The organism is Pustulibacterium marinum (genome assembly GCF_900116665.1).
Taxonomy (GTDB): Bacteria; Bacteroidota; Bacteroidia; order Flavobacteriales; family Flavobacteriaceae; genus Pustulibacterium; species Pustulibacterium marinum.
In genome coordinates this window covers 1-24,247 of record NZ_FPBK01000023.1, presented here as the reverse complement: position 1 = coordinate 24,247, position 24,247 = coordinate 1, and the positions used below count along the sequence as shown (strand labels likewise).

Here is a 24,247-nt window from a genome sequence, read left to right as displayed (position 1 = left end):
AAGCCGTTGCAACACGTTCGCAACCTCTAACAACACTATATACCACTTTTAGGAGAAAGCGGCTAAAAATCAAAATTCACTTAAAAAAACTGTATAATCATGAATACGACTCCTTTCAACGACATCAGTACCGCAGGTTTTCTACTTGTAGTACTAGCTTCAGCAACGCTTATAGCGGTTGCAATGGTAATTACGCATTACTACGTAATTTATCAAATAAAAGCCATAGATAAGCAAGCCACCAAATCGCCTGACTATCAAATCACCATGAGCAGAAAGCAACTAACACACTGTATAGTTGATGCGATGATTAATCAGCACGACCGCTTACAAAAAAACAAGCCGCTCACGGAGAAAGAGATTAATAAAATAGTAGACCACGCCATTAATCACATTTACCAGTAGTATGAAAACCGCCAACTACACCGGAGCAATACACTGTTCTTGCGGTAAAACCACACGCAAAGCACTATTGCAATGCGGTTGTATAGACGATTCAGAACCCAAAAAACTACATACAGATGAAAAGAAAAGTAAAAAAACTACACGCCGCTAGAGCAAAGTATCTAAGCGTTGTAAGTGACTTAGAAGCTGAAATAATTGATAAGGTAGCGTTTGAATTTTCTATAGAATACCAGCCTTCTGACGGTTTTATAATACTTCATTTAGAAGATTTAAAAAACGCTTCGTTAGAAAGCTGCTTAGAAGTCATATACGAAAAAGGAGTATTAACCTATGGAGATTATTTAAGATTGACAATATGAGTAAAAAGAACAAAAATTTGAAGAAAGAAGGTATAAAAGTAGAGTTTATACAAGAAGAAGGAAAGTATGTTGCTGCATATCCTTTTAATTACCAAGGCTTTGAGTTTATTTACGTAAAAAATAAAAATCATAAAACCTTATTGTTTGAAAATAGATTAGCCATTGAAGGAGTATGGTTGAATGACAAGCAAATTGCCGAAATGGTGCAACCAATTATAGATGCTCAATATTATTGGAAGATTTCTTCAGAGACACAGTTTATCACTGAAGGCGATGAAATTCTTATTGAAAGTTACAAACATAGAGGTATTGGTGTTTATGATAAAAATGGATTTTTATCAAAACAAACACCTGATTGTATTAGAAGTTTAAAAGTTAAACAGTTAAACCATGAGTAAAGAGACAAGAGTTCTAACGGTAAACGAATGTAGATTATTATTGATGTTATCACAAATTGAACACATAGAACCGTTGTACAATGAATTAATTCAGAAAGATGGTGGCTGGGTACTAAAAGCCATTGCAAAGCATTTTGAAGCTTCTGAAATAGAAACTGATAAGAAAATAATGATTTTTATTTTAGATTTAGGCGATGGTATTATAGGTAAATGTGTAAACTATATATATGATCTAATTAAATGGGCTAAAAATAGAGGTTCGGGCATTATTACATGGAAAAACCTAACTGAAGACATTTATGCTCATGGAATACCAGTCTTCAATTAAAATTACATTCCCGAAACATAAAGCTTCGGGAATTTTTACGTTTATAACGTGTCTTAACCTTGCGTAACGTTGCAAAAACTGTCAAAACGTTGCAAAACGTGGCGTAACCTTCCTTAAACTAGCACCTTAAAAAATTCCCTTCGCATATTTGTGTAAAGTAAAAGCACAAAATGAGTAATAGCTATGTAACAGACGAGCAACTCAACCAACTATCACAACGTTCTATAAAATCCGGTAAGGAGTATAACCAGCTTATACCAAAAACCTACTGCAAAGGCTCTTTTTCAGGCAAAGGAGATACTTCCTTCTCTGTAGAAGAAATAGCCTATATGATAGAGCAGTATTACTGGCAAATGGAAAAGGTAGCGCCGCTTTTACTTTCCAGTTCATTGAATAACACAAGTGACAATATTCATAAGTTCATATACTGGCATTATCAGTATTGGGCAGATAAAAAAACACAAAATTTAAGATCACCGGCGTGTTCATGGCATACACGCAAAAAAGGGATAGACTGTAAGAGCTACAGCATCTTAGCCGGGAGTATTTTAAAGTGTTTGGGTATCAATTTTTACATACGCCAAATAAAACAGGCATCGTATTACCCGGAGTATTTCACCCATGTTTACATAATAGTACCACACAACCAAACCAGTAATAGTCTTAACGGCGGCTATTACGTCATAGACGGAACCATTAACCCGTCTATAGAAACCATGATCGTTGCAAAAAAAGATAAATTTATGAGCGGTTTAAGACACATGAGATTAAATGGAGTAGCGCCGGCAAACGGAGTGGTACACGCTACGCCAAACCGTAGACCAAGAGGTTTACAGATAACTACAGCTTCACCCAATCACGGTTTAGGACTTCCAATTGCAACGGCTATTGGAGCCGCTGAAGCTGCCGGAATAGACACCGGAGCCATCTACCAGTCTACAATAGGTAATATACTTGCAAACGGGCTAGATTTATCTTGCTGGGGAGCTTCCTACAGCGAAAGTGAAGCCGTAGCAGATACCGATTTAGATTTACCATTTTTAACAGAGCAGTCAGGCATTAATCAAGCAGTAAACACCAATACTGTTAACAAGTTAATGCAAGGGCTTTACGCATATTATTGGGATGCAGATCAAGGCTCTAAAAAAGACTTTGCGAGTTGCACCAAAAAAGGACACGCAAAAAGAGCGCAAATAACGCAAGATTACATAGCGAATATTAAGCAACAACTTTCTCAAAGCTACCAGTTAAACAGCCAAGGCGTTGTAAACGGAACTTTAATTTCCTTCAATTTACCCGGCTACACCAAAGGCGGAAAATTTACACAAGGAAACAGCGCTCACCCGTATAACTATGAGAAATTCACAGTAGGTAACAAAACCACGTCTACAAGTTCTAGCAGTTCTAACGGAGGTATTATCTCTTTTGGAGGAACTAAAAACACAGGCACTACCATAGGAACCGGTACTACTACAGCTACAGTAGCAGAAAAATCGAATGTTTCTGAAGCTTCAATGGGCGGTGGCGTTAAAATGGTAGGTTATGCGTTGGCAGCTACCGCAGTGATCGTAGGTGGTAAATACGCTTATGACACGTATGTAAAACCTAAAAAGGCAGCAAAATAATGAGAGTAACAAGCGGAAATATCATAAATCCGGCTGCTACCTCACTTATAAAGGAAGGCGCAGCTGTTATAAAGCCAACGAGAAACTTGGAGGTAATTACACCTACCAAAAGCGTAACGCCTATCAAAACCGTAACGCCAACCAAAACGGAAACCGTAACCACGCCAACCACAACGCCGGTACAAACTGTAAAGCCAACAGTGGCAGAACCGGTAAAAGTGGAGCAACCGGCTACCGGAGATACTAGAGAAGATATGTTATTAAGTGTTTGGCAGCAATCATCCTTTACACCTATGCTTAATAAGATCAAAAATCTATTAGGCGGTGTAAACACAGAGAATTTTGTTACCATCGCTAATCAAGTACAAGACTTTATAGATGTTACACTAGCGTATATTCCATATTCAGAAAAGAATGGAGAAACTGGCTTTACCAGTGTATTGATTTCAGCTAGAAACAAGTTTTTGCAAAGCATTGCAACGGAACTTGAAAACGCTATTGCTTTAACCGCTGATAAGCTGGGAATACAACTGGCAGTAGAGCCAACTACCAAGGATATTTCTACAGCAGCTTATTCCGGGTTGTATAAATTTTCCGGTAATACAGTAAAAGTAAGCGGTAAAACCTATACGCTAGCAAGCGCAACCGAAACCAAAACAACAATAGCCACGGCAACCGAAGACACCACAACCGCCAAAGCCAAAAAAAGTAATACGATAGGATGGATTGTTGGCGGTGTTGCCGGAACGCTATTACTCATAGCAGTTGCCCGTGGTAAAGAGAAAAACCAAACAAGAAATAATTATTAATTAATTTATTTATAGAACCATGTTAAAGAAGCCTAAAAAAAAGGACGTTATGCAGACACTTGGTAAAGTAGGTACAGCATCAATTTCGGGTGTTGTTTCAGACGGAGTTGCCGGGTTAATGCCTGAAGTATCCGACAAAAATGTAGCCGCCGCCATCAGGCTTGCACAGGCAGCAGGCTACACATTGTTAGCAATGACAATGAAAAATGAATATGCTCAATGGGGATTCATTGGAGCTGCAACGATGCAAGCAATTAGAACCATTCAAGGTTTTGCAAAAGCCAACGGAGTTACAGACGGTTTAGATACCAGTAACCCCGTAGAAAAGTTTGCAGCTAGAGCATTAGGAAAATGCCCTTGTGAGGACACTACCAGTACCGCTACAGAGGAAGCGATCAAAGGTATTAGATCAGCAATGCAACAACAGCAAATAGCTGCGGCTGGAAACCCGGTTTTTGCTGCTATGCGTAGAAGAGCGGCTTAATCACCCGTTTTACAAGTAAAATTTTTTCAATCAGAGTTCATTCATCAATCAAAAAAAGCAGAATACAGATGACTACACAAGATATGCCGGAAGGCTACGTAAAATATGCTTTAGAAGCATACGAATCACAAGGCGGAAACTTAGCCGCAATGAAAGATTTTCAACAAACCACCTTGTATTATGGTGTTAGTTTGAAAGGACAACAAGGAACGTTAAAATTGCTTTCAAAATCACCTCAAAAAAGTGCTAAAGTTGGTATTACAAATATTCCTGACCAAAATAAAATAAGTTCAAATGAGGATGTTGTGATTACTCATATTAGAATTTTGGGTGACACGAAAGCTGGAAGTCCTGAAGCAGCAGAATGGGCTGATGTATTGCCAGCTCTTTGGAGAAATGGAGAGTTTTACATTGACCATGGAGGTAGTGAAATTTTCCGTGATACTGTAGCCGCTTTGCATAATACGTATTCCGCTACCAGTATTGAAGACGATTTCGTAGGGGTTCCGAGTGCACCTGTAATAAAAGGAGCTGTAAACTTTGACTTTGTTTTAGACGGAGTAGAAGGAGCGGCTGCACCAACATTAGAAGGTGGAGCGTTGGCTGAAGTCAATTTTAGAGTAGAATTAAAAGTGGTGAAAATCCTAAAGTAATTCATTCCTATACATTTTAAATTTTCTAATCATTAAAAAGCCTAAGCTAAACCCGGCTTAGGCTTTTTTTAACCTCAAAAGTTATGAGACCGTATTTATTCAATCAAGCTTTTACGTTACCAGCTGGTCAAACTACTGCAACCGTAATCTTTACACCGGATGCCGGTAAGATTATTGGCGGTGCTATTTTTACAAACGGTGAAGCCGATGGTAAACTTGTAGATGTTGAGCTTAAAACAGGAGGAGGTCAAGTAGTTCAGAACCCTGTAAATATAGCTGCTTGGAAACAAAGAGCATCAGCCAGCTACGTAGATAGTTTGATGCCAATTTTAGAGCAGTCAAAGGGAGGACAATACAAGTTAGTTATTACAGCTGAAACTGCTTTAGATAATGATTTAGTAGGCTCTCTAGTATTAGCTTATGACCCTTCAACAACTCCCGGAGCCTTAACAGAGCAATGCTCGTTATAATTCATTTTTAAAACTACTCGCATGGCACGCATACAGTTAAATCAATCTTGGGATAAACACACACAAGAAACTACTATAACAATTCCTTTTTGTTGCAAAGCAGAAGTTACCAATTGGGGTAATTCTATCATGGTTTTTTGTGGTCGTGAATATGGCTATAAAGAAAGTTTCTATTTCGATCATGGTTCTGACTATGTGAATTTTAAAGAGAAACTAAGATTCAAAGCCAACCCGGATGTAGTAGGAGAACAAAACAATATTGCATTTGTAGATTATGCCACTGTAGAAGTGTCTTGTAGATCATAAAAGCTCACCAAATGTCACAACTAGAAGAACACATACAACTTTTAAAAGAAGACAAGTACCATGCGGTTACAATTTTTGATTTGGAATCGCATAAATATGTGGGTACAAACGTCACCGGCGATATGGCAGTTAAAAAAGCCGGTAGCGTAGAAAACTACATTAAAAGTCTAATTGACAAGGGTATTGCAAACGTAGAGATTTTTCCACGTAGAAAAAACGGTAGCGTATTTAAAAAATCTACCAAGTTTCAGCCCTTTAAAGTAAAGTTTAACAGCAACGGCGAAGCACAAGAACCAACCCCGGAACCAATGACAAACCCAACCCAATCACAAGCCCCAACAAACCCGGCACAACCAGCGCAAAATTTAGGTTTACAAGGTATGCCCGGTTTAGGTTTTGCAGAAATTACCAAGCTTGGTAATTACGATGATCTTAAAGCAGAAAAGGAGCGATTACAGCGTGAAAATGAACGCCTTCAAAAAGAAAATAGAGATCAAGACCGCCAAATTATGCGCTATGAATTGGGAATTGAAGGGAAGCCCGGAGGTTTAGAAGCTATCTTAACCAAAATAGCAGACAGCCCGGAGCTTATCGAAGCGTTTTCGGGTTTAATTCCTAAAGGTTCTAGCGTACCAGCCTTAAACGGTGTACAACTTTCAGATGTCAAACAAAAGTTTGTTCAATCACTGGCAAACTATCAAGATCAAACTATTCAGTTCTTAAATATTATTCTTTCAGGATTTGGTCAGGAAGCCTATGAAACTGAAATGGTAGAGCTTTTAAAGAAACACAATTTAATTAAACAATAAACTCATGGCACAAGGAGATTTAACAGTACAAGTAAAAGCAGCTACCGTTTTTGGTTTAGATGCAAAAAAAACAGCAATCAAATTTATTGCTGAAGAATTAACAGACGAGGAAGTAGACAAACTCTACAAGTTGGCTAAAAGTACAACCGCACGTAAGAAATTAGACAAAAGCTGGAAAACCATTAAAACGTTAACCGGCATTAAAGAATAAGCTTAAAAATAGTTGTGTTGGTGAGTTTAAGCGGTTTCTGCCCGGCATTCGCCATAGTGTCGGGTTCAGAAACCAAATTTTTAAAAGTATGAGTAAAAACAGTAAACATAAGTTAAGAAATCCGGCAGCACTTATAACAGCAGCCAGCAACCCAGAGATAGTGAAAACCGCTGGTAATATCGTTGGGAAATCTTTAGATAATCAAGCCACTATTATTGCAGAAACGGGCGATTTTTTAAAGAAACTGTTTTTAATCGCTGGTGTTGCCGGAGGTGTTTATTTAACACACAAGCAATACAAGAAATACAGACGTAAAAAGTACTTAGAAGCCAATATTAGCAATCCAAATATTCAAGCAGCTATAATCATCAACGATGCTTTTTTGAATTTTGAGCCTTCAGGAGTTTTAAGTTGGTTTTTACCTTCGTTCAATATTTCTACAGATACCAGCCAGTTATACACTATAGCTGAAAATGTAACCGACCTTACAGAAGTAGCCAAAGCGTATAATGTGGTTTTCGACCGTAATTTAAGCGACGATCTTAGTCAAGCCAGTGGAGATGTGTATATCAGTTTTATGAACATCATTAACAACAAAGGAGATGTGCAAGTAAATGAAGCTACCGGAACCTATGATATTATACTAGCCGGCGATACTGTTTATTCAGCGGTGAATGGTTCTACATTGACCGTAAAAAAAGCTGTTTATAATGACGATGCTAAAAAATGGCAATCTACCAATGAGTTGTACGAAAACTTTAGCTATGGTGACGAAATAGGCAAAGTAGTTACTTCAGTATTGTTTACTGAAAATCCTATTTCTCGCTATTATATAGTAGAAAAAGGCGGTTGGCTTGGTATTGGAGCTACTTACGGTTTGGTATGGGATAACGAGATCACAAATAAAAAAATCAAGTAAATGTTACTAGCAGCCAACTACATAACCGCTACCGTTACAGACGAATACGGAACGCCGATTCCTGGCGCAAATGTATTTTACGAAACCACAAAAAACGGTACTATAACCAATAACGCCGGGCAGTTTTCTTTACCAGCTGAAAGAGGAAATTTAGTAGTCTCTTTTGTGGGCTTACAAACGAAAACTTTTGCTACTGCTGGGAGTGTACCGTCTACAATTGTAATGAGTGACAGTGTAGAGCTGTTAGATGACGTGGTAGTCACCCCGTTAAAAAAGAACGCTGGTAAAATTATAGCAGTGGTAGGTACACTGGCATTAATTACCGGAGTAATAGCGTACAACCAACCCAAAACCGCAAACGTAACATTATAATGTATACCAGTTTCCTAAATAGAGAAGATGTAGCACGAGGATTGAGCAACAACAATCCCGGAAATCTTATCTATACTGGTATCGAGTGGGAAGGTAAAATTCCGTACAGTCAGAACCAAGATAAAGACGGTAATACGGTTGTAAAGAAATTTGAGCAGTTCAAGGAATTGCGCTACGGTTTACGTGCTATGATGCACGATGTTTTTAACGGTTACAAAGGTGGCGAAAACACCATTGCAAAGCTTATTACCAGTTATGCACCGCCAACCGAAAACAAAACCGATAATTACATTAATTACATGGTAGGCAAATTAGGTTTTGCAGCCAATTACGTAATTCCTGAAATGACACAGCCAATGTTGGTTTTAATCGTAAAAGCGATCATTTTATTTGAAAATGGCGCCACAACTGCAAACTTAATTAGTGACCAAGATTATAAAGATGCTTTAGCCATTTTGGGCGTAGATGTACCAAAAGGTAGCAACGTAAAAAAAAACGCTTTTTTACTCCTTTTGTTAGCAGCTTCTATAACCCTTTTAATTCTAAAAATTAACAAAAACGATCATGGGAATAGGAAGTAAATTACATTTTTCCAGTACTGTAACAGCTGAAGCTAATATAGACGCAATTGATTTTGGTATACCAGCCGATAACAATAATGTTGTTGAATTACCGGTGGTTCCAAAGAAGATTTTGCTGATAGTTTTAAACAATACGCCGGTTCCTAGAACTAACAATTACGAGTTAGACGGTACAAGCTTTACGCTACTGAATTACCCGGTTTTTGAAAACGATGTTTTATCTATAATGTTCAGTTATTAATATGAAAAACCTACTCACTATACTAGCGTTGTTTTTCTGCTTGTTTACGCAAGCACAAGGCAACCCAACGCCATTACCGAATGGTTTACGAGTTGATCTAACGAAGCTACCTAGACGGCCGATTGATTCTGTAGATTTAATTGCAGGAATTGACCGAAAAGGAGTTTTGGTTGGAATATCAAAATATGAAGTAAATCCGGCTGAATATACCAATTACACATTCAGTATTAACCGTACACCAAGTAGTGGAGAACGTGGCGTTGTAAATAGCTATAGCATTAACTATAATCTAGTTTCTAACAATGATAGCATTACAACAGCCACCATAAGTCAGGGAGTTGGCAATGTATTGGCAAACGTAGATCAAGGCACGCAAAGCATCACAGGTCTAACCACTACTACAAACATTACCTATACATTATCTATCAACTATGAAAGGTTAGGAGTTTCCGGAAGTAACAGCACTAGCACAACATTTAACACCTATGTACCACAATGGGCAGGAACTACCACGCTTTCAGATTTTGACGGTACGTATGCAACCATAGAAGCACAGCCAAACGTACTGAAGTACATACAAAACAACGATAACATTACCCGAACCATGAGTCCGGCTAATGAGTATATCGTTTTTGTTTCTACCAATGGAAATGCAACGATTAAAGACGGTAACGGCTTTGCGCAAAGTGTTGGTAGTTGGGGAGATGCTACTAAAGAGTTTCAGCGTAAAACCATAACGTTGAGTTTAGCTGATGGAAGCACAACAACGGCTTACTTCTACCGTACAACGAGCTTAAAAACATTTACGAACCTAGACTATAGCATAGAATGAAAAAGTTAATAAGCATATTTCTTTTACTGTTTTCGTTATCTGCTATAGCACAAGTAGTAGACAACGGAGGAATAAACACTGGTACTGGATTCAATATTCAATCTCCAACAGCTAGTGACGAACGTACCAACCAAGTAGACAGCGCTTCTATACTATCACACCCTTATAGTTTTAAAGGGTTGATAGCTTTTGCACATTTACAAAACCATGTTTTTGCGGTAGACACTACCGGAGCAGCTAGAGCTTTAGCATACTTGGACGAAGTAGGAACCGGTGGTGGAACCGTAGATTATGATCTATCCAATTACGATAACAGTACAACGCAGTTTATCAGCGTAGGGGATGATATTAGCGACTTAATGAACGATGCCGGGTATTTAACTTCTATACCAGTTACCTACGTTCAAAGTGGCGATAACATTTCGGAGCTAACTAACGATGCCGGCTACATAACCGCAGCCGATCTACCAGAGAGTAGCGGAATTGTACAAAGCACAACAACCGATTTCACCGTTACCGATGGTCGTTTGGCGTACAACCGATACAACGCTACCGATGTGTATTACATTACGCCAACGGACAGCAAGCTACTAGCGCCTAGTCAACCCAATGGTTACAACCAAGTAACCGGAGTGTATATGAATGGTTTGTTGTTAAACGAATACGAAGATTATTACGTCAACAGCGAAACCGAAATAGAGCTACTTACAAAAATTCCAAATACTAGAAATACCATAACTATAAAATACACAACCCTTTCAAACTAAAACCTTAACAAATGAAAAAGATACTTTTCCTTTTAAGTTTATTCTTAACGTCCGTAACCTTTGCACAAGGGTTGACAGATGCACAAGTAGCAGCAAAGATTTCACAGGCTACGCAAGTAATCACCAATACTTATGATGTAGAATTACAAAATATCGATCAAACATTAGAAGCCGTTGCTACTTCAACCGGAGCAAAGCCAGTAAATACTCATGCTGAAGCTTTGGCAGATGCAGAAATTCAAAACGGAAAACTATACATTTTAAAAGGTACTGGTTTGTACCTAAAAGTTGACGGTAGTACTTATGAGGTAGTTCAAGAGTTTGTGTCTTCTGATGCTACTATAAAACCAATTAGGAATATTCAAAACCAAAAACTATACGAGCAAAGTGGCAAGAACAAGTTAAATCCTAATGACCCTAGAAATATAGCTAATTATATTATAGATGGAGTTGGTGGTTTTGCTCCAAATGCTTCTAACGATATATCACATCCTATTAGATTAGAAGATGGTGAAACTTCTATATGGTCAGGAGCTTCTAATGCTTATTATAGCGCGCTATATGACGAATTTGATAATTATATTTCAGGCACAGCAGTTAACAGCGCATCTGTTACTAATAATACAGGGGGTATTGCTTATGCAAGACATTCTATTAATGGTCACATTAACGCTGAAAGTACACAGGTAGAAATTGGTACAGTAGCTACAGCTTTTGAAGTATACAAGCCTGTAAAGTTGATACAAGATAATATTGATAGTGAAGCTTATAGAATTGCTAGTAATCAAGATTCTAAGGTGTATTCAGAAAGAGGGAAAAACCTACTAAATCCTAATGATGATAGAAATATATATGGTGCTTTTTTAAACAGTGCGTTAACTGAAGTTGCAAATGCGTCTTACGATATTTCACATCCTATTAAGCTGGAAAATGGTCAAAGTGCTAGGGTAAATGTAAGTATTGGCGGAGCTTACTCAGCTTTATTTGACCAATATGATAAACCTATTAGTGGTACTGGTGTTAACAGCTCAACCATAACTAATAATACAGGTGGAGTTGCATACGCAAGATTTAGTGTCAATGGAAATATTGATGCAGAAAGTACGCAAATTGAAATTGGCACAACTTCAACAACTTTTGAGAAGTTCTACTACTTAAAGAGTTTACAAGAGCAAGCAGAGGGTGTTAATGCTAGTATTACTTATTTAGAAAGTGATGTTAAAAAGTTTACAGGAGAATATTTTTATGATAAACGAATTAAAGAGTTAAAGTTAGTTGGTTTAGATTCACAAGAAACTTACTACATATCAAGAATTAGAAATGATGCAGGACAAAGATTTTTAGTAATAAATCAATCATCTGATGATACAACTGTAGCTCGTCTTTGGGATGAAACTACTAATAATGGAGGGTGGTATTATATACCCGAGCTTAATGCTAGTGGTATATATGGCTATGTTGTTTTTGCTGATGAAGATTTATACAGTTACGTTAATCTTAACTTAGAGGTAAATCAAGATGTAGTTAGTCAAGATTATGAAAGTATGTTGGCATACTTTAATTATGATTTTCTTGATAGAGATAATACAAGTAGAATTAATAAGTTAAATCCTTTAGATATTGTAGAGAAAACACAATACACTTCATCAGGTGGTCATTTAACTGCTACTTCTTCTACAGACTTTTTTAATACTGCTAAATTCTTCCCTATAGCTGATGGTGAGAAAATAACTATATCAGATTGGAGCCTTCAACAATGTAGAGTTTATCTTGTAGATAAGTATCGTAAAGTATTAGAAAATACTCAAATAACTACAGGTACGTCACTTCTAAGTTATACGGTAGAAAATACCTATGGAGAAGATTTATATGTAGCTTTTACTTATAGATATAAAGAAGAAAATGATTTACTATACCCACAAGTTGAGTATTCAGATTCAGCTTCCGATTATGAAGCTTATAGACCTGATGGATTTTTAAGATTAGAAGATAAAGTAGATTTAATTCTACCTGACAAATTATATTTAACAGTTGGTGAAAAGTATAATTTCTACAAGAAAGCTATGATTAATGCTAACCCACTTAAAGATTTAACCGTAACAGCTACTAATGCGACAGATAATACATGTAGAGATTATATACGTCAGTTTGGTGGTACTCCTGCTAGTGCTGGTGTAGGAACTATGACTTTCAATTTATACGACAACAAAAGAATGTTGTCACAAATTAAGAGAGAGTTTAATAAAATAACTAAAACCACAGGTACTATTAACGTTTTCCCTATGGGAGATAGCTTCACAGATATTAACTATTGGGTTCAAGCATTAAAAGATAATGCAACAGATGATGGTGTTACCATGAATCTAATAGGTTTAAAAAATGGTAGCTACACAGGTTATAATACAGAAAACCAAACAGGAGGTACTTTAGATAATAGTTTTCTAGTTGATAGGGGGGCAGCTTATGTGTTAGCTGTTACAGGTTTTACAGATGATGGTTCAAGAGATGGTTATTTACCTGACTTATATACAGATAGTAATGGTTACGAATATTATATAGATGGAAGAAAAGTAGACAGTAATGGTAATGGAGTTTTGAGAATACGTCCTAATAATCATGCAAATGTCCCACCTACTAATAGTACTCTAACCCAAGTTAGTGGTATAGGTTCTTTCTCTACAATACCTTATACTACTGTAGATACAATTAACCGAAATGCACTTTGGAATCCTTCAACTTCTGAAGTTGATTTTAGTTACTACTTTGATTATTATGGTTGGTCTACTGACTTTGATTTAGTCAACGATACTTTCGTAACTATCATGCAATTTAGCTGGAATGATATAGAGAGAAAAAAGTATTCTGCTGAGAATATTACAGAAGTAGTTACTGCTTTTCAAACTGCTATAAATCAATTTCATACTGAATACCCTAATGCTTATGTAATTATAGGTTTAGAACCACCTACGGCACTGGTAACAGGTTTAGATGTTAATGGAGGTTATAGATATGTAGAAACGCAATGGCAAAGAGCTGAGACTTATAAAGCTATTTTTGAAACATTTCAAGGTGATACTTATAGTTCATTTGTATTTATAAACCCTGGTTATATGTGGGTTGATTTAGAAAATGGATATAACACCGAAGCTTATACTCCAGACGACAGAACTGGTATTTCTGTTGATAGAATTACAGATCCTATACACCCTAGTCAAATAGGTATGTCTCAATTAGGTGATAGTTATAGAGGTTTAATACACTATATTTTAAGTTTATAATAATGAAAACCCTACTAAAAATATTAATTCTGTTCGTTTCTCTAGTTTCCTTCGGGCAAACTAGAGAACAGCAGAAGGACGTAATTGAAATTAACGGAGAGTTATTTCAATGGATAAAGCGTAGCAGTACAGCAGCAACCGTAAACACGCCACAAGTAGGCGATTACGTAGTAAATGGCTATGTAAATGATAGCCTTGTTACGAAGGCAATATTCAACGGAGGTAATTACCAAGACTTTAGTAATTATACAGTTGTAAAGGATTCTGCCGTAGTAGATTTCACGGAATTAGACCCTGTTTTTACTGCTAGTGAAGCAGCTACCATAACCGCAACCAACAAAACCAACTGGACTGCCGGTTATGACAATACCGTTACCAATGTAGCGGTTACAGGAGACGAAACCAAAACCATAACGCTCACGCAGCAAGATGGTGGTACGCTCACGGCAAACTTTACCGACAATGCCGGAACTGGAAGCATAGACGAAACCAACTTGGTACACAAAAGTGGAGCTGAAACTATAACCGGATTTAAAGCATTCGATACCATACCGCAATATTCCAATACCGGAGACAGTACACCGGATGCCGGCTATTTTGCTATTAATTATACTGGTTTGGGGTACACCTTTGAAAATGCCGACACGCATAATTTACGCTTAGATTTTAAAAGCTTTACCGGAGATCATTATGCAGAATTTCAAGACAAAAATTATGTAGTAGCAGGTCTTGACGATGTTGACGATGCTAAGAAAAACTATGAAGGTATAGCAGATTTCAACCCGGCTGAAGACACTATAGATAGTGATATTCAGCTAATACGAGTTACCGCAACCGGAGCTATTACCATGCCTACACCAGCCGGTAGTACATATAGAGTTATACATATTGTTTGCACCGTAACCGGAGTAACTATAACCACTTTTGTAGATAAAGACAATAACAACGTTACCGCACTCACACAAGGCGAAAGTTATACTTTATGGAGCAACGGAACTAACTGGTATCAAATTAATTAATTAATCAATCAAAAATCAATCAATAAAATGGAAAGAATTAAAAACAACCCAATCAGCACATTTTTAGGATTTGCAATGATAGTTTTTGCAGCTGTATTATTATTCGTGCCTACTTTATATGATATGCCGTTATATGGTATAGGAGTTATTGGAGTGATAGGGATATTATTACTGTTTGCAAAAGATCAATTAGTAGATATTCTCACAGGAGGATTGAGCCGGCTTATACAAGATGCCGCTCAAAAGGTAAAGAAATAACCAACCAACCTAAACCAATAACCATGACAGCAACCAGCGTAAAAGATAACACTGTTACACTTAGCCTAAACAAAGTATTAGGCACTATAGCTGTAACGGCTTTAGTAGGTTTTGGTGGCTTTGTAATAGACGGCGTTATATCTAACTCCCAGCAAAAGGTCATAAATGAGAAAATGACGGAAACGTTAAACAAACTCAACACCACTATAGCAAGGATAGAACCAATAGTAACAAAATTAGAATCACAAGCTACCCAAGTAAAAGAAAATAAAAACAGAAGCGAGCAAAACAGCTACGAGCTTATCATGCTTCGCAATGAAGTAGAAAATCTTAAAAATCTGAATTAGCCATGAAGCCAGTTAAATTACTTATTGAAAGATTTAGCCACGAAGAAAAGCAAACCATTGGCAATATGTTTGCCTTAACGGAGCTTAACAACGTGGTTAAAAAACTGGCGTGTTTAGAATTGCCATGGTTGCAAAACCAACCGGAAGTTTCTTGTATTCCGGCTAAAACCTACAAAGTAAAACGCCGTTGGTCTAAAACCTTCGGAGATCATTTTCACATTACAGACGTAGAAGGTCGCACATGGATATTGATACACATTGGCAATTATCATACAGAAATTAAAGGTTGTGTATTGGTTGGTTTAGAGCATGACTATGTAAATAAAGACAATATCATAGATGTAAAAGACAGCGGAAAAGCAATGAAATGGCTATTGGAAAATATGCCTGAAGAATTTGAACTTGAAATCGTAAACCTATGAACCGATTAAACATCATAAAAAAATCATTTCCGTGGCTGGTAATTACAATACTAGCCGTGGCTTTGTGGTTTAATGGTTGCGGAGCTTCACCGGAGGAAAAAGAAATAATGGTTACAGTTCCGGCGGTGTCCGGTTCCTTGCCAGCTACTCAACCAAAACATTCTATTGTTTTGCCGTCACCAGTTGGGAAAACCGATACGGTTTTTGTGCCAAACCCGGTAAATGAAAAACTACTGGCAGAAAACCAACAATTAAAAGATTCCTTTGCAAAGGTAAGCGCAACGCAAAAGGTTGAAATGTACAGCGATGCTATACAGATCAATGATTTTAGTTACCAGCAAGAAGACAGTTATATAAATTTAACCGTTGCCGGAAAAGTAAGAGGGCAAATACTTTCCATGCTACCAACGTACACCATTAAAGAGCGTATTGTTGCTGCCAAAGTAACCGTGCCACAAACAAAATTTCGTTTGTTAGCTGGTGTAGAAGTCGGTAACAATTTACAGTTCAATAGCTTCAATTTCAAAGCAGATTTGTTTTTTCAAAATGCTTCAGGAAATATGCTTCAGGTATCCTACGATACAGATCAGCGTATCTATGTTGGTTATCATTTTTCAATCTTTAAAATCAGAAAGTAATGAACAACTTAACCCGTATTATCATAGCATCAGCCGTTAGTACATTGGTTACATACGCCGTTAACAAGGCGATTGACAAAACATTAAACACCAATAACGATGAATAAAGTACTTACTTCAGCCAGTTTATTGTTGGGTTCTTTAGCTTGTTTTGGTGTGGTGAAATATCAGCAGCTAAAAAACGCAATGAGCAAACTAGAAACCAAAATAGAGAGCATCAAAGACCTAAAGATCAAAAGTGGTGTAGCTAGTTTTAATCTTTCCGTATCGCTTAACAATGTTACCGAAACAGATATTTATATCAACGGCGTAATTTTTAAGATTACCCGAATTTTTGTGTATGATCTTACAGGGAAAAAAATTGGAGAAGCAACTACTGATCTTTCAGAAATTGATATTCCCAACAACAAAAGTTTAACTATCAATAATATTCCCGTAACTATTGCTGTAAATGAAGCTTTGAGCCTTCTATTTTCTTCCGGTGCAAATCTTAAAGAGAATATGCAGATCAAAGCGCAAATAGAAGCTTTGGGTTACACTTTTATAATTTAACTATGACCAAAAATCAAAAAATAGCAGCAGGAACCGGAGCCGTATTAACGGCTTTTGTGCTATACAAATACTTCGTAAAAAAGATAAAACCCATTGTAAAACCGCTTATAAAAAGAGGTTGCGACACTAACAGTATGGGTTGCGGAAACTACGGAGCTAGCCGGAACCATGCCGGCGACCACAACGGTCAAGATTATGTAGTTACAGAAGGTCAGCCAGTGTACGCACCAATAACCGGAACCATAACCCGAAAAGCCTATCCGTATGCAGATGATTTGCAATGGCAAGGCTTTGTAATTGAAAACTTGCAATATTATTTCAAAGTGTTTTACTGTATTCCTGTTACTGGTATTGTTGGTACAAAAGTAAAAGCCGGTGACGTAGTAGCCTATGCACAAGACATTAGCAAAAAGCATGGAAGCGCCATGACACCGCATATTCATTTAGAAGCCTATTTAAAAACCCCTGTTGGCGTAGAGCTAATAGACCCAAATACCCTTTATTAATGCTATACTCTGTTAAAACTTACAACGAATTACACGGTCAAAAAACTAGCCGTGAAGACATTGAAAACTTATTAATAAATGCAGAAGCTGAAGAACAAAGCTACATTGCTAATAAGCTGAAAACAATGTTGAAAAACAACCCGGATGCAGCCTATTTTAGAATAGAACTAAGCTCACCGGGAATAGAACAACTACCCGAAAGTTTAAAAGGTTGTTTTCAATGCGCCCAAGATCACGGCATTACCGATGATGAATACACAGACGGTTTAGGGAAAGCCGTAAGCCCGGAGGATATTCATAAAATGATACTTCAGAAAATGATAGATCATATTGATAAAGCCACCGGTAAAGGTTATGTGAAAAAATGGAAGGTAAAAGGCTATACTATACCGTTTAATTTTGTTAGTAAAAAACCGTATAGAGGTATCAATTACTTGATGTTAGCTGGTTTTGGAGGTGAATTGCTAGACAATCCATTTTACTTAACATTCAAACAAGTTACTGATCTTGGAGGGAAAGTGAAAAAAGGAGCTGAAGGTCAAGAAGTGATCTATTATAATTTTACCTACAAATACACTCAACAAGATGCTGGACTAGATTTTAAAACCAATGATCGTCAAAAGTTCATTGAATGGGTAAAGAAAAACAAGAGCAAAATAGCGCCTTTGAATTGGGATAAACCAATATCATTGGGGAATTTTATTTACAACTGCCAGTTTGCTTATTTAAGATATTACAATGTGTTTTCAGGCAGTGATATTGAAGGAATTGATTTTGATTTAGACAACTTCAAACTAGGCTTTATAGATAATGGTATTGTTGGTAACAATGATGAACCGATAGCACTAGCTGAAGCTATTGTAGACAATTACCCGGAGCCTAAAGTACCAATAAAAAGAGTTTCCGGCGCTCAAAGAGCTTTTTACAGTCCGGTAAAAGACTTTATTCAACTTCCTGAAATGAAGGATTTTGATACAAACCAAGACTATTACCGTACATTATTCCATGAAATGATACATTCTACTGGTAGTAGTAAGCGTTTAGATCGTGTTTTCGGGCGTAAAATGGAAAGCCCGGAGTATGCAAAAGAAGAACTGGTAGCGGAGTTTGGTAGTGTATTTTTGAATGCACAAGCTGGTATTATGTTTTTTAACAACAAAAACCACGCTGAATATTTAGCCGGCTGGAAAAATAGACTTCATTATTTAAAAGAAGACCCTAAATTTTTAATGAAAGCAGCCAGCGATGCACAAAAAGCTACAGATTATATTTTGAATTTGGACGAAGCTGGTGTGCCGGCTTATCAAAAAGCACTAGCAGAAAAGCAGAAAGCAGAAGCAGCTGAAAAAGCAAAAGCCAAAAAAGAAAAACCAGTTGCAACTAAAAAGAACCCAGCTAAAAAACCAACTCCCCCAAAGAAAAAGCAACCGGAGCAGTTGGAGTTGGCGCTTCATGGTATTAAGGATACGAAGTTAAGAGCAGAAGCAAAGAAAATTTGGGAAAAAGCACAAGCTGAAGGTAAAAGCCAAATGGAAGCATTAATGCAGTGGCTTTTTGACGAAAAAGAACAAAAACCACTTAACGGAAGTTGGCACGCCAAAAACTCTAAATTTAGACATACCACAGACGAAAAACAGCGCCTAAAACCCGGATACATTTACGTAAAAGGTGGCGGTATCAAAAACCTAAAAACAGGTAAAGTGTTCACAGACGAAAAGCAAAAGAAAAAAGCATTGCGCCCGGTGAAAACTAAAAAAGACACCTTTACTTATGATGATAGCTATAAAAGTTTCGACTTTACAAAAATTGGTAAAGTAACAAAAGCAAAAATAGATAAGGAGTTAGCTAACTTAGAAAAACTACTCAAAGGGCAAATTTCCCCCGGCGCAAAAAAACGCATGGAAACAGATGTTGAAAGGTTTGAAAATCTTCAGGAAAATCTAAAAGAAAAATCAGTACCAGTAAAACCCAAAGAACCCACTACAAAAGTTTCACGTAGAAATAGCAGATCAAAAGTGTATGTAGGTGCAATTGTGGAAGGGAAGCAAGGAAAAGGAACTATTTCTAAAATAATTACAAAATCTACCGGGTATGTAGAAGTAACGTATGAAAACGGCAAGGTAGCTAAAGAAATGGCTTTTAATTTAAAAGATGAGAACGGAGAGCCATTAAAGAAAAATCCAAAATCTTCTACTTCAGGAATGACAAGAGGTGAAAAGAAAAGAGATAAAGATCGAAAATCTATAGAAAGGTTCAATAAATTAGATAATTTACAGAAAATAAAAGAAACTTTACTTTGGATAAACAGTGTTGCTTCGGGTGATAGAAATTCTTTAACCTATAAAATTTGGGTAGAATATTTATACCATATTAGAGATAAAGGAAAAGCGCTTGGTTCAGAAATAGTTGTAGATATTGCAACAAAAGCCGATAAATATATGAGTATAACTGAAAAACAAGCTTATGTATTAGCGAAGTTTGCAGATGAAAACGGTTTAGTGTACGGAGAAAAAAGACTAGAAGAAAAAGGTTTAGGTTTTGCAGTAACCCTGCCAGCGCAACCAGTAGAACCAACCCCGGAACCACAACCAGCGGAAACGCCAACCGGAGTAATGAGCGGTGCTGATCTTATGAATATGGAATTTAAAACCATGCAGTTAACAGGGGAGTGGGCTAACTTTATGCAAGAGCCGGAAGAAAATGTAAGGCTTGCGATTTTTGGCAAACCTAAAAACGGTAAAACCGCTGGTTCTACAGCATTAGCAAAAGAATTGAGCAACCACGGAAATGTATTATATGTTTTTGCAGATCAAGGAATTTCAGCTTCTACAAAAAAACTATGGCAATTAGCCGGGTTAAACGAAGCTAAAAATGTTGATCTTATGGCAACTACAGATATTAATCAACTGGATAAAGTTTTAGCAACCGGTAAATACAAGTATGTTTTCTTAGATATGCTGAATACGTTTATTGATGCTGCTAAAATTACAGCACATGAATTTAGAGAGCGTTTTTACGGCAAATACCCACAGATAGGCTACATCTTTGTTATGGAAGCTACAAAAAGCGGAGATTTCAAAGGCGCACAAGCTTGGATGCACTTACCTGACCAAATTGTAGAAGTCGAAAATTTCGTAATGAAAACACACGGGCGTTACGGAATGGGTGAATATGTAGTTTGGAAAGAAGGTTTGCAAAAAATGAACCCGAAAAAGTATAAAGAGATATACGGGGATGAACCCGAAGTACCAGCAGAACCGGAACCAACCCAACCGGACAACCAAGAGCCAGTTGCATTACCATTTAGTTTTACAGAGTATTAGTTTTTTTCATAGTTAGTTAGTTGATTTAGCAGAGAAGCCCCGGAGAAATTCGGGGTTTTTTGCGTTTTTTAACATAGTACTAAGTACTATGTTTCTTATAAAATCAAAAATAAAATTGCAAAAAGTTGCAATTATTACAAAAAATTGTTGTAGGTTTGAACTATTGAAAACAAAAAAATAGATATTATGAAAACTCAAATTAAGAATTTAAGATCGGGCGCAAAAAATCAAGTGTTAAATAGTGATGTAGATTACACTTTACTTCCAAAAGCAACCTCTCATGTAGGTCATGCAGGCAGTAATTATAATGATTGTCAACCTGTTTGGAAGAAAGTTGTAGCTGAAAACTCGGAGCAGATTTCAGTAAAGATTAAGGGATTGAAATTTACTTTAAAAGCTATATACAGCGTTAGCGGTAAGTCTGTTGATTATCATACACCGTTAACAAATGAAGAATTAGAAATTTTAGCGCCTGTAAAACCTTCTAGGAAACCAGCGTATTTAATAATAGGCTTCTCTAATAGAGTGGAAGTTTCAAACGGTCAAAACTCCCACATGGTGATTTGTCCTTCTTTAGTAGATATTTTAGATTAAAAAATAAATTATGAATAAACAATTTACAAAAGAAGAATTGTTAAAGATGGGCGGTATAATAGATAGTAAAACTCAAATAAGAATTGTCCATGATTTAGGAACTTCTTTATATACAGAATATTTTTATAGTTGTGGATATAATAAGTTTGAATTTGCAAAAGGAAAATAGTAAAAAATATATGGAGAAAGATATTTTAAACATGATCATTAACCATTTTGGCTGCACTCAAAAAGAGTTTGCAGCCTTAATTGACGAACAACCCTACACCGTGAGCCGTTGGTGCAATGGTTCTACCCGGTTAAAAGCTGAAAAGCTTGCAGAAATAGCCAAAAAAGTAAACGTAGGCTACGAGGTTAACGTAACTATTCACGAAATTAAACCTATCAACTAATGGCATTGCAAAACTATACAAAACCTAAGTTTTTACTGGCTGAAATTCCTATCAAAGACAATACATTCCAAGATCATAGAAATTGGGTGTATTGTGTAGATGCGCTCTCACTCATAGAATTTATTTATGTAGATGATTTACAAGATTTTCAATTTACCGGTTACCAAGAACGGTTTGAATATGAAAATGAGATAGATGGAGAACTAGAAAATTACTGGGCGGTTTTTGTGCAAAACAATTGCGAAGCAGCCGGAAAAAACCAAGTAACTGTAATGCAAGAAGCATGGCAGTTTTACAAAGAATATTTGCAATGGGAAGATTCCCAAATGTTATAAATTAAAAACCATTAAACCACATGGAAATTAACGATACAAACTTCTTTCAAGATACCGTAGCTGTTTTTGAATATGTGAAAGATTCAGAAGTAATTAACCAGCCACCAGATTTTGTTTCAAAATGGGAAAAAATAGTTTGGGATAATGAGTTGTATTATAATTCAGAAAACGATCAATTAATGGTTTCAGAAAATGAAAAAACCATTTTTTGGAATGAGAAAAGCTACCCGATATTGGATACTAAAGAGGGATTTGAAAATTCAAAAGGTTATTTCATAGAAACTGACAAGGTAAGTAGTAAGTATTGGTATGCTAATGGTGGTGTATATAGATTTTCGAATCATTGGGGATGTGTAAATACTTGTGATTGGAAAATAACAGGTGAATTGCCTTTAGGGTACTTTCTTAGAAAAAGAAATAGAAGACCAATTCTTTGTTTTTGCAAATGGGAAAATTTTACTCTTGTTTCAGATTAAAAGCCTTCGGAAACAAACCTTTCCAACTTGGAAATAATATCGGAAATCAGGAAATAAAAGCGTATGTAATTGAAAAACAAACACATACGCTTTTATTTTAAAATATAGCTTTCCGAAGTCGGAAACAATGTATTTTACTGTAATATAGTTAGTTATAAATATTTTTTGCTCAATTTCCGCCATTTCCGATAATTTCCGACTTTTAGCAAGGTCGTGTTGTGTGTGTGTTTAAAAGTTGAACTTTGCACCTTTTACAACTTCGTCCGCACTGCTCAAATTTGGCGTGTATTGTTCCGTAATTCGTATATCGGAATGCCTTGCTTGGTCTCTTACTTTTATCGCCGGTACGCCGTTTGTTAATAGGTCTGTTATTCCGGTATCTTTCAAGCTGTAAAATTGATATTCACTTCCAAAATTCAATTGCTTGCGGTACTTCGTCCAAGTGTCCGAAATCTTTTTAGGTGTCAGCTGCTTTTTGCCCGGTTGAAATTCGTCACCCGAAAATAAATAATTTTCACTGCTGGCGCTCTTTACATGGTCAACCAATAGCATCATATATTTATCAGGAATGGTAACAATATCTTTTTTGCCGTTTTTAGAAGCTTCACCTTCTATAGTAATGTATTGTTTGTGAAAACTAATATCTTTTACTTTCAGTTTCGTAAGTTCTGTACGGCGAACAAAACAAAAGTAGGTAGCCATGCAAAGCGTGTAGTATGCCTTATCAATTTCCTGAAGCTTTTTAATTTTCTGTTTTACCTCCGGTGTGAAAACTTTTCTCTTTTTCTGTGTTTTTTTCTTGCGCTCAATAGTTTGGGCAAAGTTTTCTTTAATGTAACCACGCTTCAAACAGAAGTTTGCAAAGTTTTTTAAGAATGTTAAATGATTATTATAGGTAGCAGCGCTGGTGTTACGTTCCAAGTACATCCAGTCAAGATAATTAATAGCCACACTGGTTGAAACTTCCAAAATCAACTTATAGGTTAATTTTTTTTCATTTATCCATTTTTTGAGCATTGCAATATAGCTCTTATATGCTCGTAGGGTGTCAGGGCGTTTGTTTCCAGCTTCAATCTCTTTTTCTGTGTACGCCAAAAATGTATTAAAACAGAAATCTAAAGTTTTAAATTCATTTACGCTCACATTGCTGTACACTGGCAACCAACCGCTTTCCAGCTTCTTATTAATTTCTAGTACCATACGCTTGCCATAGCGTTCACGCTGGGTTTTATTACTCATTTTAGGCACTCTTACTCTGTAGCGTTGCAATTTGCCGGTAGCTGGGTTCTTAGCGTAGTACACAATGATCCAGTCCTTTTTCATTCGCAACTCTGCTGGTTTGAAATCTAAAAAAGCTATATGCTTATGACGGGAAGTTTTTTGGTTGAAATTTTGCATTTTTTTTATTACCGATTAAAAGCAAGGCTTTTACGGCTAAAAAATACACGTGTCACAATTTTGACACACCTAAAATAGAAAAAAAGCTCGAAACCATTGTATTTCCTACCGTTTCGAGCTTTGGAGTAGCGAAGACGGGA

The 24,247-nt window shown here is 36.6% G+C and carries 33 protein-coding genes; 32 read left to right on the top strand and 1 reads right to left on the bottom strand.

Annotation, left to right across the window (positions count from 1 at the left end; translation table 11 throughout):
* Positions 1-99 precede the first annotated feature (99 nt).
* The 32 genes from BM383_RS18145 (at position 100) to BM383_RS17995 (ending at position 22,709) form a co-directional block, all read left to right on the top strand.
* Positions 100-405 (top strand): hypothetical protein, encoded by a 306-nt coding sequence (locus BM383_RS18145; RefSeq protein WP_093026575.1) that lies wholly within the window; start codon positions 100-102, stop codon positions 403-405.
* A gap of 116 nt (positions 406-521) precedes the next feature.
* Complete coding sequence (locus BM383_RS18140; protein WP_093026574.1) at positions 522-764, top strand: hypothetical protein; 243 nt, start codon at positions 522-524, stop codon at positions 762-764.
* Positions 761-1,162 (top strand): hypothetical protein, encoded by a 402-nt coding sequence (locus tag BM383_RS18135; protein ID WP_093026573.1) that lies wholly within the window; start codon positions 761-763, stop codon positions 1,160-1,162. The genes BM383_RS18140 and BM383_RS18135 overlap by 4 nt, the downstream gene beginning before the upstream one ends.
* The gene (locus BM383_RS18130) at positions 1,155-1,490 is read left to right on the top strand and encodes a hypothetical protein (protein WP_093026572.1); all 336 of its coding nucleotides are present in this window, start codon (positions 1,155-1,157) and stop codon (positions 1,488-1,490) included. Before BM383_RS18135 ends, BM383_RS18130 begins: the two co-directional genes overlap by 8 nt.
* 170 nt (positions 1,491-1,660) lie before the next feature.
* A complete protein-coding gene (locus BM383_RS18125) occupies positions 1,661-3,115 on the top strand; it encodes a hypothetical protein (protein ID WP_093026571.1) in 1,455 nt (484 codons plus the stop codon).
* Positions 3,115-3,924: a hypothetical protein gene (locus BM383_RS18120; RefSeq protein ID WP_093026570.1), complete on the top strand. Its 810-nt coding sequence runs from the start codon at positions 3,115-3,117 to the stop codon at positions 3,922-3,924. The genes BM383_RS18125 and BM383_RS18120 overlap by 1 nt, the downstream gene beginning before the upstream one ends.
* A gap of 49 nt (positions 3,925-3,973) precedes the next feature.
* Positions 3,974-4,408 carry a hypothetical protein gene (locus tag BM383_RS18115; RefSeq protein ID WP_143106470.1) on the top strand — a complete coding sequence of 145 codons (435 nt, stop codon included), beginning with the start codon at positions 3,974-3,976 and terminating at the stop codon, positions 4,406-4,408.
* Between the two features lie 68 nt (positions 4,409-4,476).
* On the top strand, positions 4,477-5,061 hold the full coding sequence (locus BM383_RS18110; RefSeq protein WP_093026568.1) for a hypothetical protein: 585 nt from the start codon (positions 4,477-4,479) through the stop codon (positions 5,059-5,061).
* Positions 5,062-5,144: 83 nt separating this feature from the next.
* Complete coding sequence (locus BM383_RS18105) at positions 5,145-5,531, top strand: hypothetical protein (RefSeq protein ID WP_093026567.1); 387 nt, start codon at positions 5,145-5,147, stop codon at positions 5,529-5,531.
* Between the two features lie 21 nt (positions 5,532-5,552).
* On the top strand, positions 5,553-5,837 hold the full coding sequence (locus tag BM383_RS18100) for a hypothetical protein (protein ID WP_093026566.1): 285 nt from the start codon (positions 5,553-5,555) through the stop codon (positions 5,835-5,837).
* A gap of 11 nt (positions 5,838-5,848) precedes the next feature.
* On the top strand, positions 5,849-6,646 hold the full coding sequence (locus BM383_RS18095) for a hypothetical protein (protein WP_093026565.1): 798 nt from the start codon (positions 5,849-5,851) through the stop codon (positions 6,644-6,646).
* Positions 6,647-6,650: 4 nt separating this feature from the next.
* The gene (locus BM383_RS18090; protein WP_093026564.1) at positions 6,651-6,857 is read left to right on the top strand and encodes a hypothetical protein; all 207 of its coding nucleotides are present in this window, start codon (positions 6,651-6,653) and stop codon (positions 6,855-6,857) included.
* A gap of 88 nt (positions 6,858-6,945) precedes the next feature.
* The gene (locus BM383_RS18085; RefSeq protein ID WP_093026563.1) at positions 6,946-7,776 is read left to right on the top strand and encodes a hypothetical protein; all 831 of its coding nucleotides are present in this window, start codon (positions 6,946-6,948) and stop codon (positions 7,774-7,776) included.
* Complete coding sequence (locus BM383_RS18080; RefSeq protein ID WP_093026562.1) at positions 7,777-8,148, top strand: carboxypeptidase-like regulatory domain-containing protein; 372 nt, start codon at positions 7,777-7,779, stop codon at positions 8,146-8,148.
* A complete protein-coding gene (locus tag BM383_RS18075) occupies positions 8,148-8,729 on the top strand; it encodes a hypothetical protein (protein WP_093026561.1) in 582 nt (193 codons plus the stop codon). Before BM383_RS18080 ends, BM383_RS18075 begins: the two co-directional genes overlap by 1 nt.
* Positions 8,713-8,970, top strand: a complete 258-nt coding sequence (locus BM383_RS18070; protein ID WP_093026560.1) for a hypothetical protein — start codon at positions 8,713-8,715, stop codon at positions 8,968-8,970. Before BM383_RS18075 ends, BM383_RS18070 begins: the two co-directional genes overlap by 17 nt.
* Before the next feature lies 1 nt (position 8,971).
* The gene (locus BM383_RS18065; protein WP_093026559.1) at positions 8,972-9,802 is read left to right on the top strand and encodes a hypothetical protein; all 831 of its coding nucleotides are present in this window, start codon (positions 8,972-8,974) and stop codon (positions 9,800-9,802) included.
* Complete coding sequence (locus tag BM383_RS18060) at positions 9,799-10,569, top strand: hypothetical protein (protein WP_093026558.1); 771 nt, start codon at positions 9,799-9,801, stop codon at positions 10,567-10,569. The genes BM383_RS18065 and BM383_RS18060 overlap by 4 nt, the downstream gene beginning before the upstream one ends.
* A gap of 11 nt (positions 10,570-10,580) precedes the next feature.
* Positions 10,581-13,847: a hypothetical protein gene (locus BM383_RS18055; RefSeq protein WP_143106469.1), complete on the top strand. Its 3,267-nt coding sequence runs from the start codon at positions 10,581-10,583 to the stop codon at positions 13,845-13,847.
* Between the two features lie 2 nt (positions 13,848-13,849).
* The gene (locus tag BM383_RS18050) at positions 13,850-14,866 is read left to right on the top strand and encodes a hypothetical protein (protein ID WP_093026556.1); all 1,017 of its coding nucleotides are present in this window, start codon (positions 13,850-13,852) and stop codon (positions 14,864-14,866) included.
* A gap of 27 nt (positions 14,867-14,893) precedes the next feature.
* Positions 14,894-15,124: a hypothetical protein gene (locus BM383_RS18045; protein WP_143106468.1), complete on the top strand. Its 231-nt coding sequence runs from the start codon at positions 14,894-14,896 to the stop codon at positions 15,122-15,124.
* A 23-nt stretch (positions 15,125-15,147) separates the two neighbouring features.
* The gene (locus BM383_RS18040; RefSeq protein ID WP_093026554.1) at positions 15,148-15,471 is read left to right on the top strand and encodes a hypothetical protein; all 324 of its coding nucleotides are present in this window, start codon (positions 15,148-15,150) and stop codon (positions 15,469-15,471) included.
* A 2-nt stretch (positions 15,472-15,473) separates the two neighbouring features.
* Complete coding sequence (locus BM383_RS18035; protein WP_093026553.1) at positions 15,474-15,893, top strand: DUF5675 family protein; 420 nt, start codon at positions 15,474-15,476, stop codon at positions 15,891-15,893.
* Positions 15,890-16,531: a hypothetical protein gene (locus BM383_RS18030; protein WP_093026552.1), complete on the top strand. Its 642-nt coding sequence runs from the start codon at positions 15,890-15,892 to the stop codon at positions 16,529-16,531. Before BM383_RS18035 ends, BM383_RS18030 begins: the two co-directional genes overlap by 4 nt.
* Before the next feature lie 99 nt (positions 16,532-16,630).
* Positions 16,631-17,083, top strand: coding sequence for a hypothetical protein (locus BM383_RS18025; protein WP_093026551.1), 453 nt, complete (start codon positions 16,631-16,633; stop codon positions 17,081-17,083).
* A gap of 2 nt (positions 17,084-17,085) precedes the next feature.
* On the top strand, positions 17,086-17,589 hold the full coding sequence (locus BM383_RS18020; protein ID WP_093026550.1) for a M23 family metallopeptidase: 504 nt from the start codon (positions 17,086-17,088) through the stop codon (positions 17,587-17,589).
* Positions 17,589-20,912 (top strand): ArdC family protein, encoded by a 3,324-nt coding sequence (locus BM383_RS18015; protein ID WP_177229162.1) that lies wholly within the window; start codon positions 17,589-17,591, stop codon positions 20,910-20,912. The genes BM383_RS18020 and BM383_RS18015 overlap by 1 nt, the downstream gene beginning before the upstream one ends.
* 186 nt (positions 20,913-21,098) lie before the next feature.
* On the top strand, positions 21,099-21,506 hold the full coding sequence (locus BM383_RS18010; protein WP_093026549.1) for a hypothetical protein: 408 nt from the start codon (positions 21,099-21,101) through the stop codon (positions 21,504-21,506).
* Between the two features lie 10 nt (positions 21,507-21,516).
* Positions 21,517-21,675, top strand: coding sequence for a hypothetical protein (locus BM383_RS18900; protein WP_177229161.1), 159 nt, complete (start codon positions 21,517-21,519; stop codon positions 21,673-21,675).
* Positions 21,676-21,685: 10 nt separating this feature from the next.
* Positions 21,686-21,898: a helix-turn-helix domain-containing protein gene (locus tag BM383_RS18005; protein WP_093026548.1), complete on the top strand. Its 213-nt coding sequence runs from the start codon at positions 21,686-21,688 to the stop codon at positions 21,896-21,898.
* Positions 21,898-22,233, top strand: coding sequence for a hypothetical protein (locus BM383_RS18000; RefSeq protein WP_093026547.1), 336 nt, complete (start codon positions 21,898-21,900; stop codon positions 22,231-22,233). Before BM383_RS18005 ends, BM383_RS18000 begins: the two co-directional genes overlap by 1 nt.
* 20 nt (positions 22,234-22,253) lie before the next feature.
* Positions 22,254-22,709: a hypothetical protein gene (locus BM383_RS17995; RefSeq protein WP_093026546.1), complete on the top strand. Its 456-nt coding sequence runs from the start codon at positions 22,254-22,256 to the stop codon at positions 22,707-22,709.
* 228 nt (positions 22,710-22,937) lie between these two features.
* Here the strand turns inward: BM383_RS17995 and BM383_RS17990 are convergent, their stop codons facing one another.
* Positions 22,938-24,107, bottom strand: coding sequence for a tyrosine-type recombinase/integrase (locus tag BM383_RS17990; RefSeq protein ID WP_093026545.1), 1,170 nt, complete (start codon positions 24,105-24,107; stop codon positions 22,938-22,940).
* Positions 24,108-24,247: the final 140 nt, after the last annotated feature.

Coding starts and splice junctions, on each gene's coding strand:
- BM383_RS18145 (WP_093026575.1), top strand. CDS start 100: ATGAATACGACTCCTTTCAACGACATCAGTACCGCAGGTTTTCTACTT.
- BM383_RS18140 (WP_093026574.1), top strand. CDS start 522: ATGAAAAGAAAAGTAAAAAAACTACACGCCGCTAGAGCAAAGTATCTA.
- BM383_RS18135 (WP_093026573.1), top strand. CDS start 761: ATGAGTAAAAAGAACAAAAATTTGAAGAAAGAAGGTATAAAAGTAGAG.
- BM383_RS18130 (WP_093026572.1), top strand. CDS start 1,155: ATGAGTAAAGAGACAAGAGTTCTAACGGTAAACGAATGTAGATTATTA.
- BM383_RS18125 (WP_093026571.1), top strand. CDS start 1,661: ATGAGTAATAGCTATGTAACAGACGAGCAACTCAACCAACTATCACAA.
- BM383_RS18120 (WP_093026570.1), top strand. CDS start 3,115: ATGAGAGTAACAAGCGGAAATATCATAAATCCGGCTGCTACCTCACTT.
- BM383_RS18115 (WP_143106470.1), top strand. CDS start 3,974: ATGCAGACACTTGGTAAAGTAGGTACAGCATCAATTTCGGGTGTTGTT.
- BM383_RS18110 (WP_093026568.1), top strand. CDS start 4,477: ATGACTACACAAGATATGCCGGAAGGCTACGTAAAATATGCTTTAGAA.
- BM383_RS18105 (WP_093026567.1), top strand. CDS start 5,145: ATGAGACCGTATTTATTCAATCAAGCTTTTACGTTACCAGCTGGTCAA.
- BM383_RS18100 (WP_093026566.1), top strand. CDS start 5,553: ATGGCACGCATACAGTTAAATCAATCTTGGGATAAACACACACAAGAA.
- BM383_RS18095 (WP_093026565.1), top strand. CDS start 5,849: ATGTCACAACTAGAAGAACACATACAACTTTTAAAAGAAGACAAGTAC.
- BM383_RS18090 (WP_093026564.1), top strand. CDS start 6,651: ATGGCACAAGGAGATTTAACAGTACAAGTAAAAGCAGCTACCGTTTTT.
- BM383_RS18085 (WP_093026563.1), top strand. CDS start 6,946: ATGAGTAAAAACAGTAAACATAAGTTAAGAAATCCGGCAGCACTTATA.
- BM383_RS18080 (WP_093026562.1), top strand. CDS start 7,777: ATGTTACTAGCAGCCAACTACATAACCGCTACCGTTACAGACGAATAC.
- BM383_RS18075 (WP_093026561.1), top strand. CDS start 8,148: ATGTATACCAGTTTCCTAAATAGAGAAGATGTAGCACGAGGATTGAGC.
- BM383_RS18070 (WP_093026560.1), top strand. CDS start 8,713: ATGGGAATAGGAAGTAAATTACATTTTTCCAGTACTGTAACAGCTGAA.
- BM383_RS18065 (WP_093026559.1), top strand. CDS start 8,972: ATGAAAAACCTACTCACTATACTAGCGTTGTTTTTCTGCTTGTTTACG.
- BM383_RS18060 (WP_093026558.1), top strand. CDS start 9,799: ATGAAAAAGTTAATAAGCATATTTCTTTTACTGTTTTCGTTATCTGCT.
- BM383_RS18055 (WP_143106469.1), top strand. CDS start 10,581: ATGAAAAAGATACTTTTCCTTTTAAGTTTATTCTTAACGTCCGTAACC.
- BM383_RS18050 (WP_093026556.1), top strand. CDS start 13,850: ATGAAAACCCTACTAAAAATATTAATTCTGTTCGTTTCTCTAGTTTCC.
- BM383_RS18045 (WP_143106468.1), top strand. CDS start 14,894: ATGGAAAGAATTAAAAACAACCCAATCAGCACATTTTTAGGATTTGCA.
- BM383_RS18040 (WP_093026554.1), top strand. CDS start 15,148: ATGACAGCAACCAGCGTAAAAGATAACACTGTTACACTTAGCCTAAAC.
- BM383_RS18035 (WP_093026553.1), top strand. CDS start 15,474: ATGAAGCCAGTTAAATTACTTATTGAAAGATTTAGCCACGAAGAAAAG.
- BM383_RS18030 (WP_093026552.1), top strand. CDS start 15,890: ATGAACCGATTAAACATCATAAAAAAATCATTTCCGTGGCTGGTAATT.
- BM383_RS18025 (WP_093026551.1), top strand. CDS start 16,631: ATGAATAAAGTACTTACTTCAGCCAGTTTATTGTTGGGTTCTTTAGCT.
- BM383_RS18020 (WP_093026550.1), top strand. CDS start 17,086: ATGACCAAAAATCAAAAAATAGCAGCAGGAACCGGAGCCGTATTAACG.
- BM383_RS18015 (WP_177229162.1), top strand. CDS start 17,589: ATGCTATACTCTGTTAAAACTTACAACGAATTACACGGTCAAAAAACT.
- BM383_RS18010 (WP_093026549.1), top strand. CDS start 21,099: ATGAAAACTCAAATTAAGAATTTAAGATCGGGCGCAAAAAATCAAGTG.
- BM383_RS18900 (WP_177229161.1), top strand. CDS start 21,517: ATGAATAAACAATTTACAAAAGAAGAATTGTTAAAGATGGGCGGTATA.
- BM383_RS18005 (WP_093026548.1), top strand. CDS start 21,686: ATGGAGAAAGATATTTTAAACATGATCATTAACCATTTTGGCTGCACT.
- BM383_RS18000 (WP_093026547.1), top strand. CDS start 21,898: ATGGCATTGCAAAACTATACAAAACCTAAGTTTTTACTGGCTGAAATT.
- BM383_RS17995 (WP_093026546.1), top strand. CDS start 22,254: ATGGAAATTAACGATACAAACTTCTTTCAAGATACCGTAGCTGTTTTT.
- BM383_RS17990 (WP_093026545.1), bottom strand. CDS start 24,107: ATGCAAAATTTCAACCAAAAAACTTCCCGTCATAAGCATATAGCTTTT.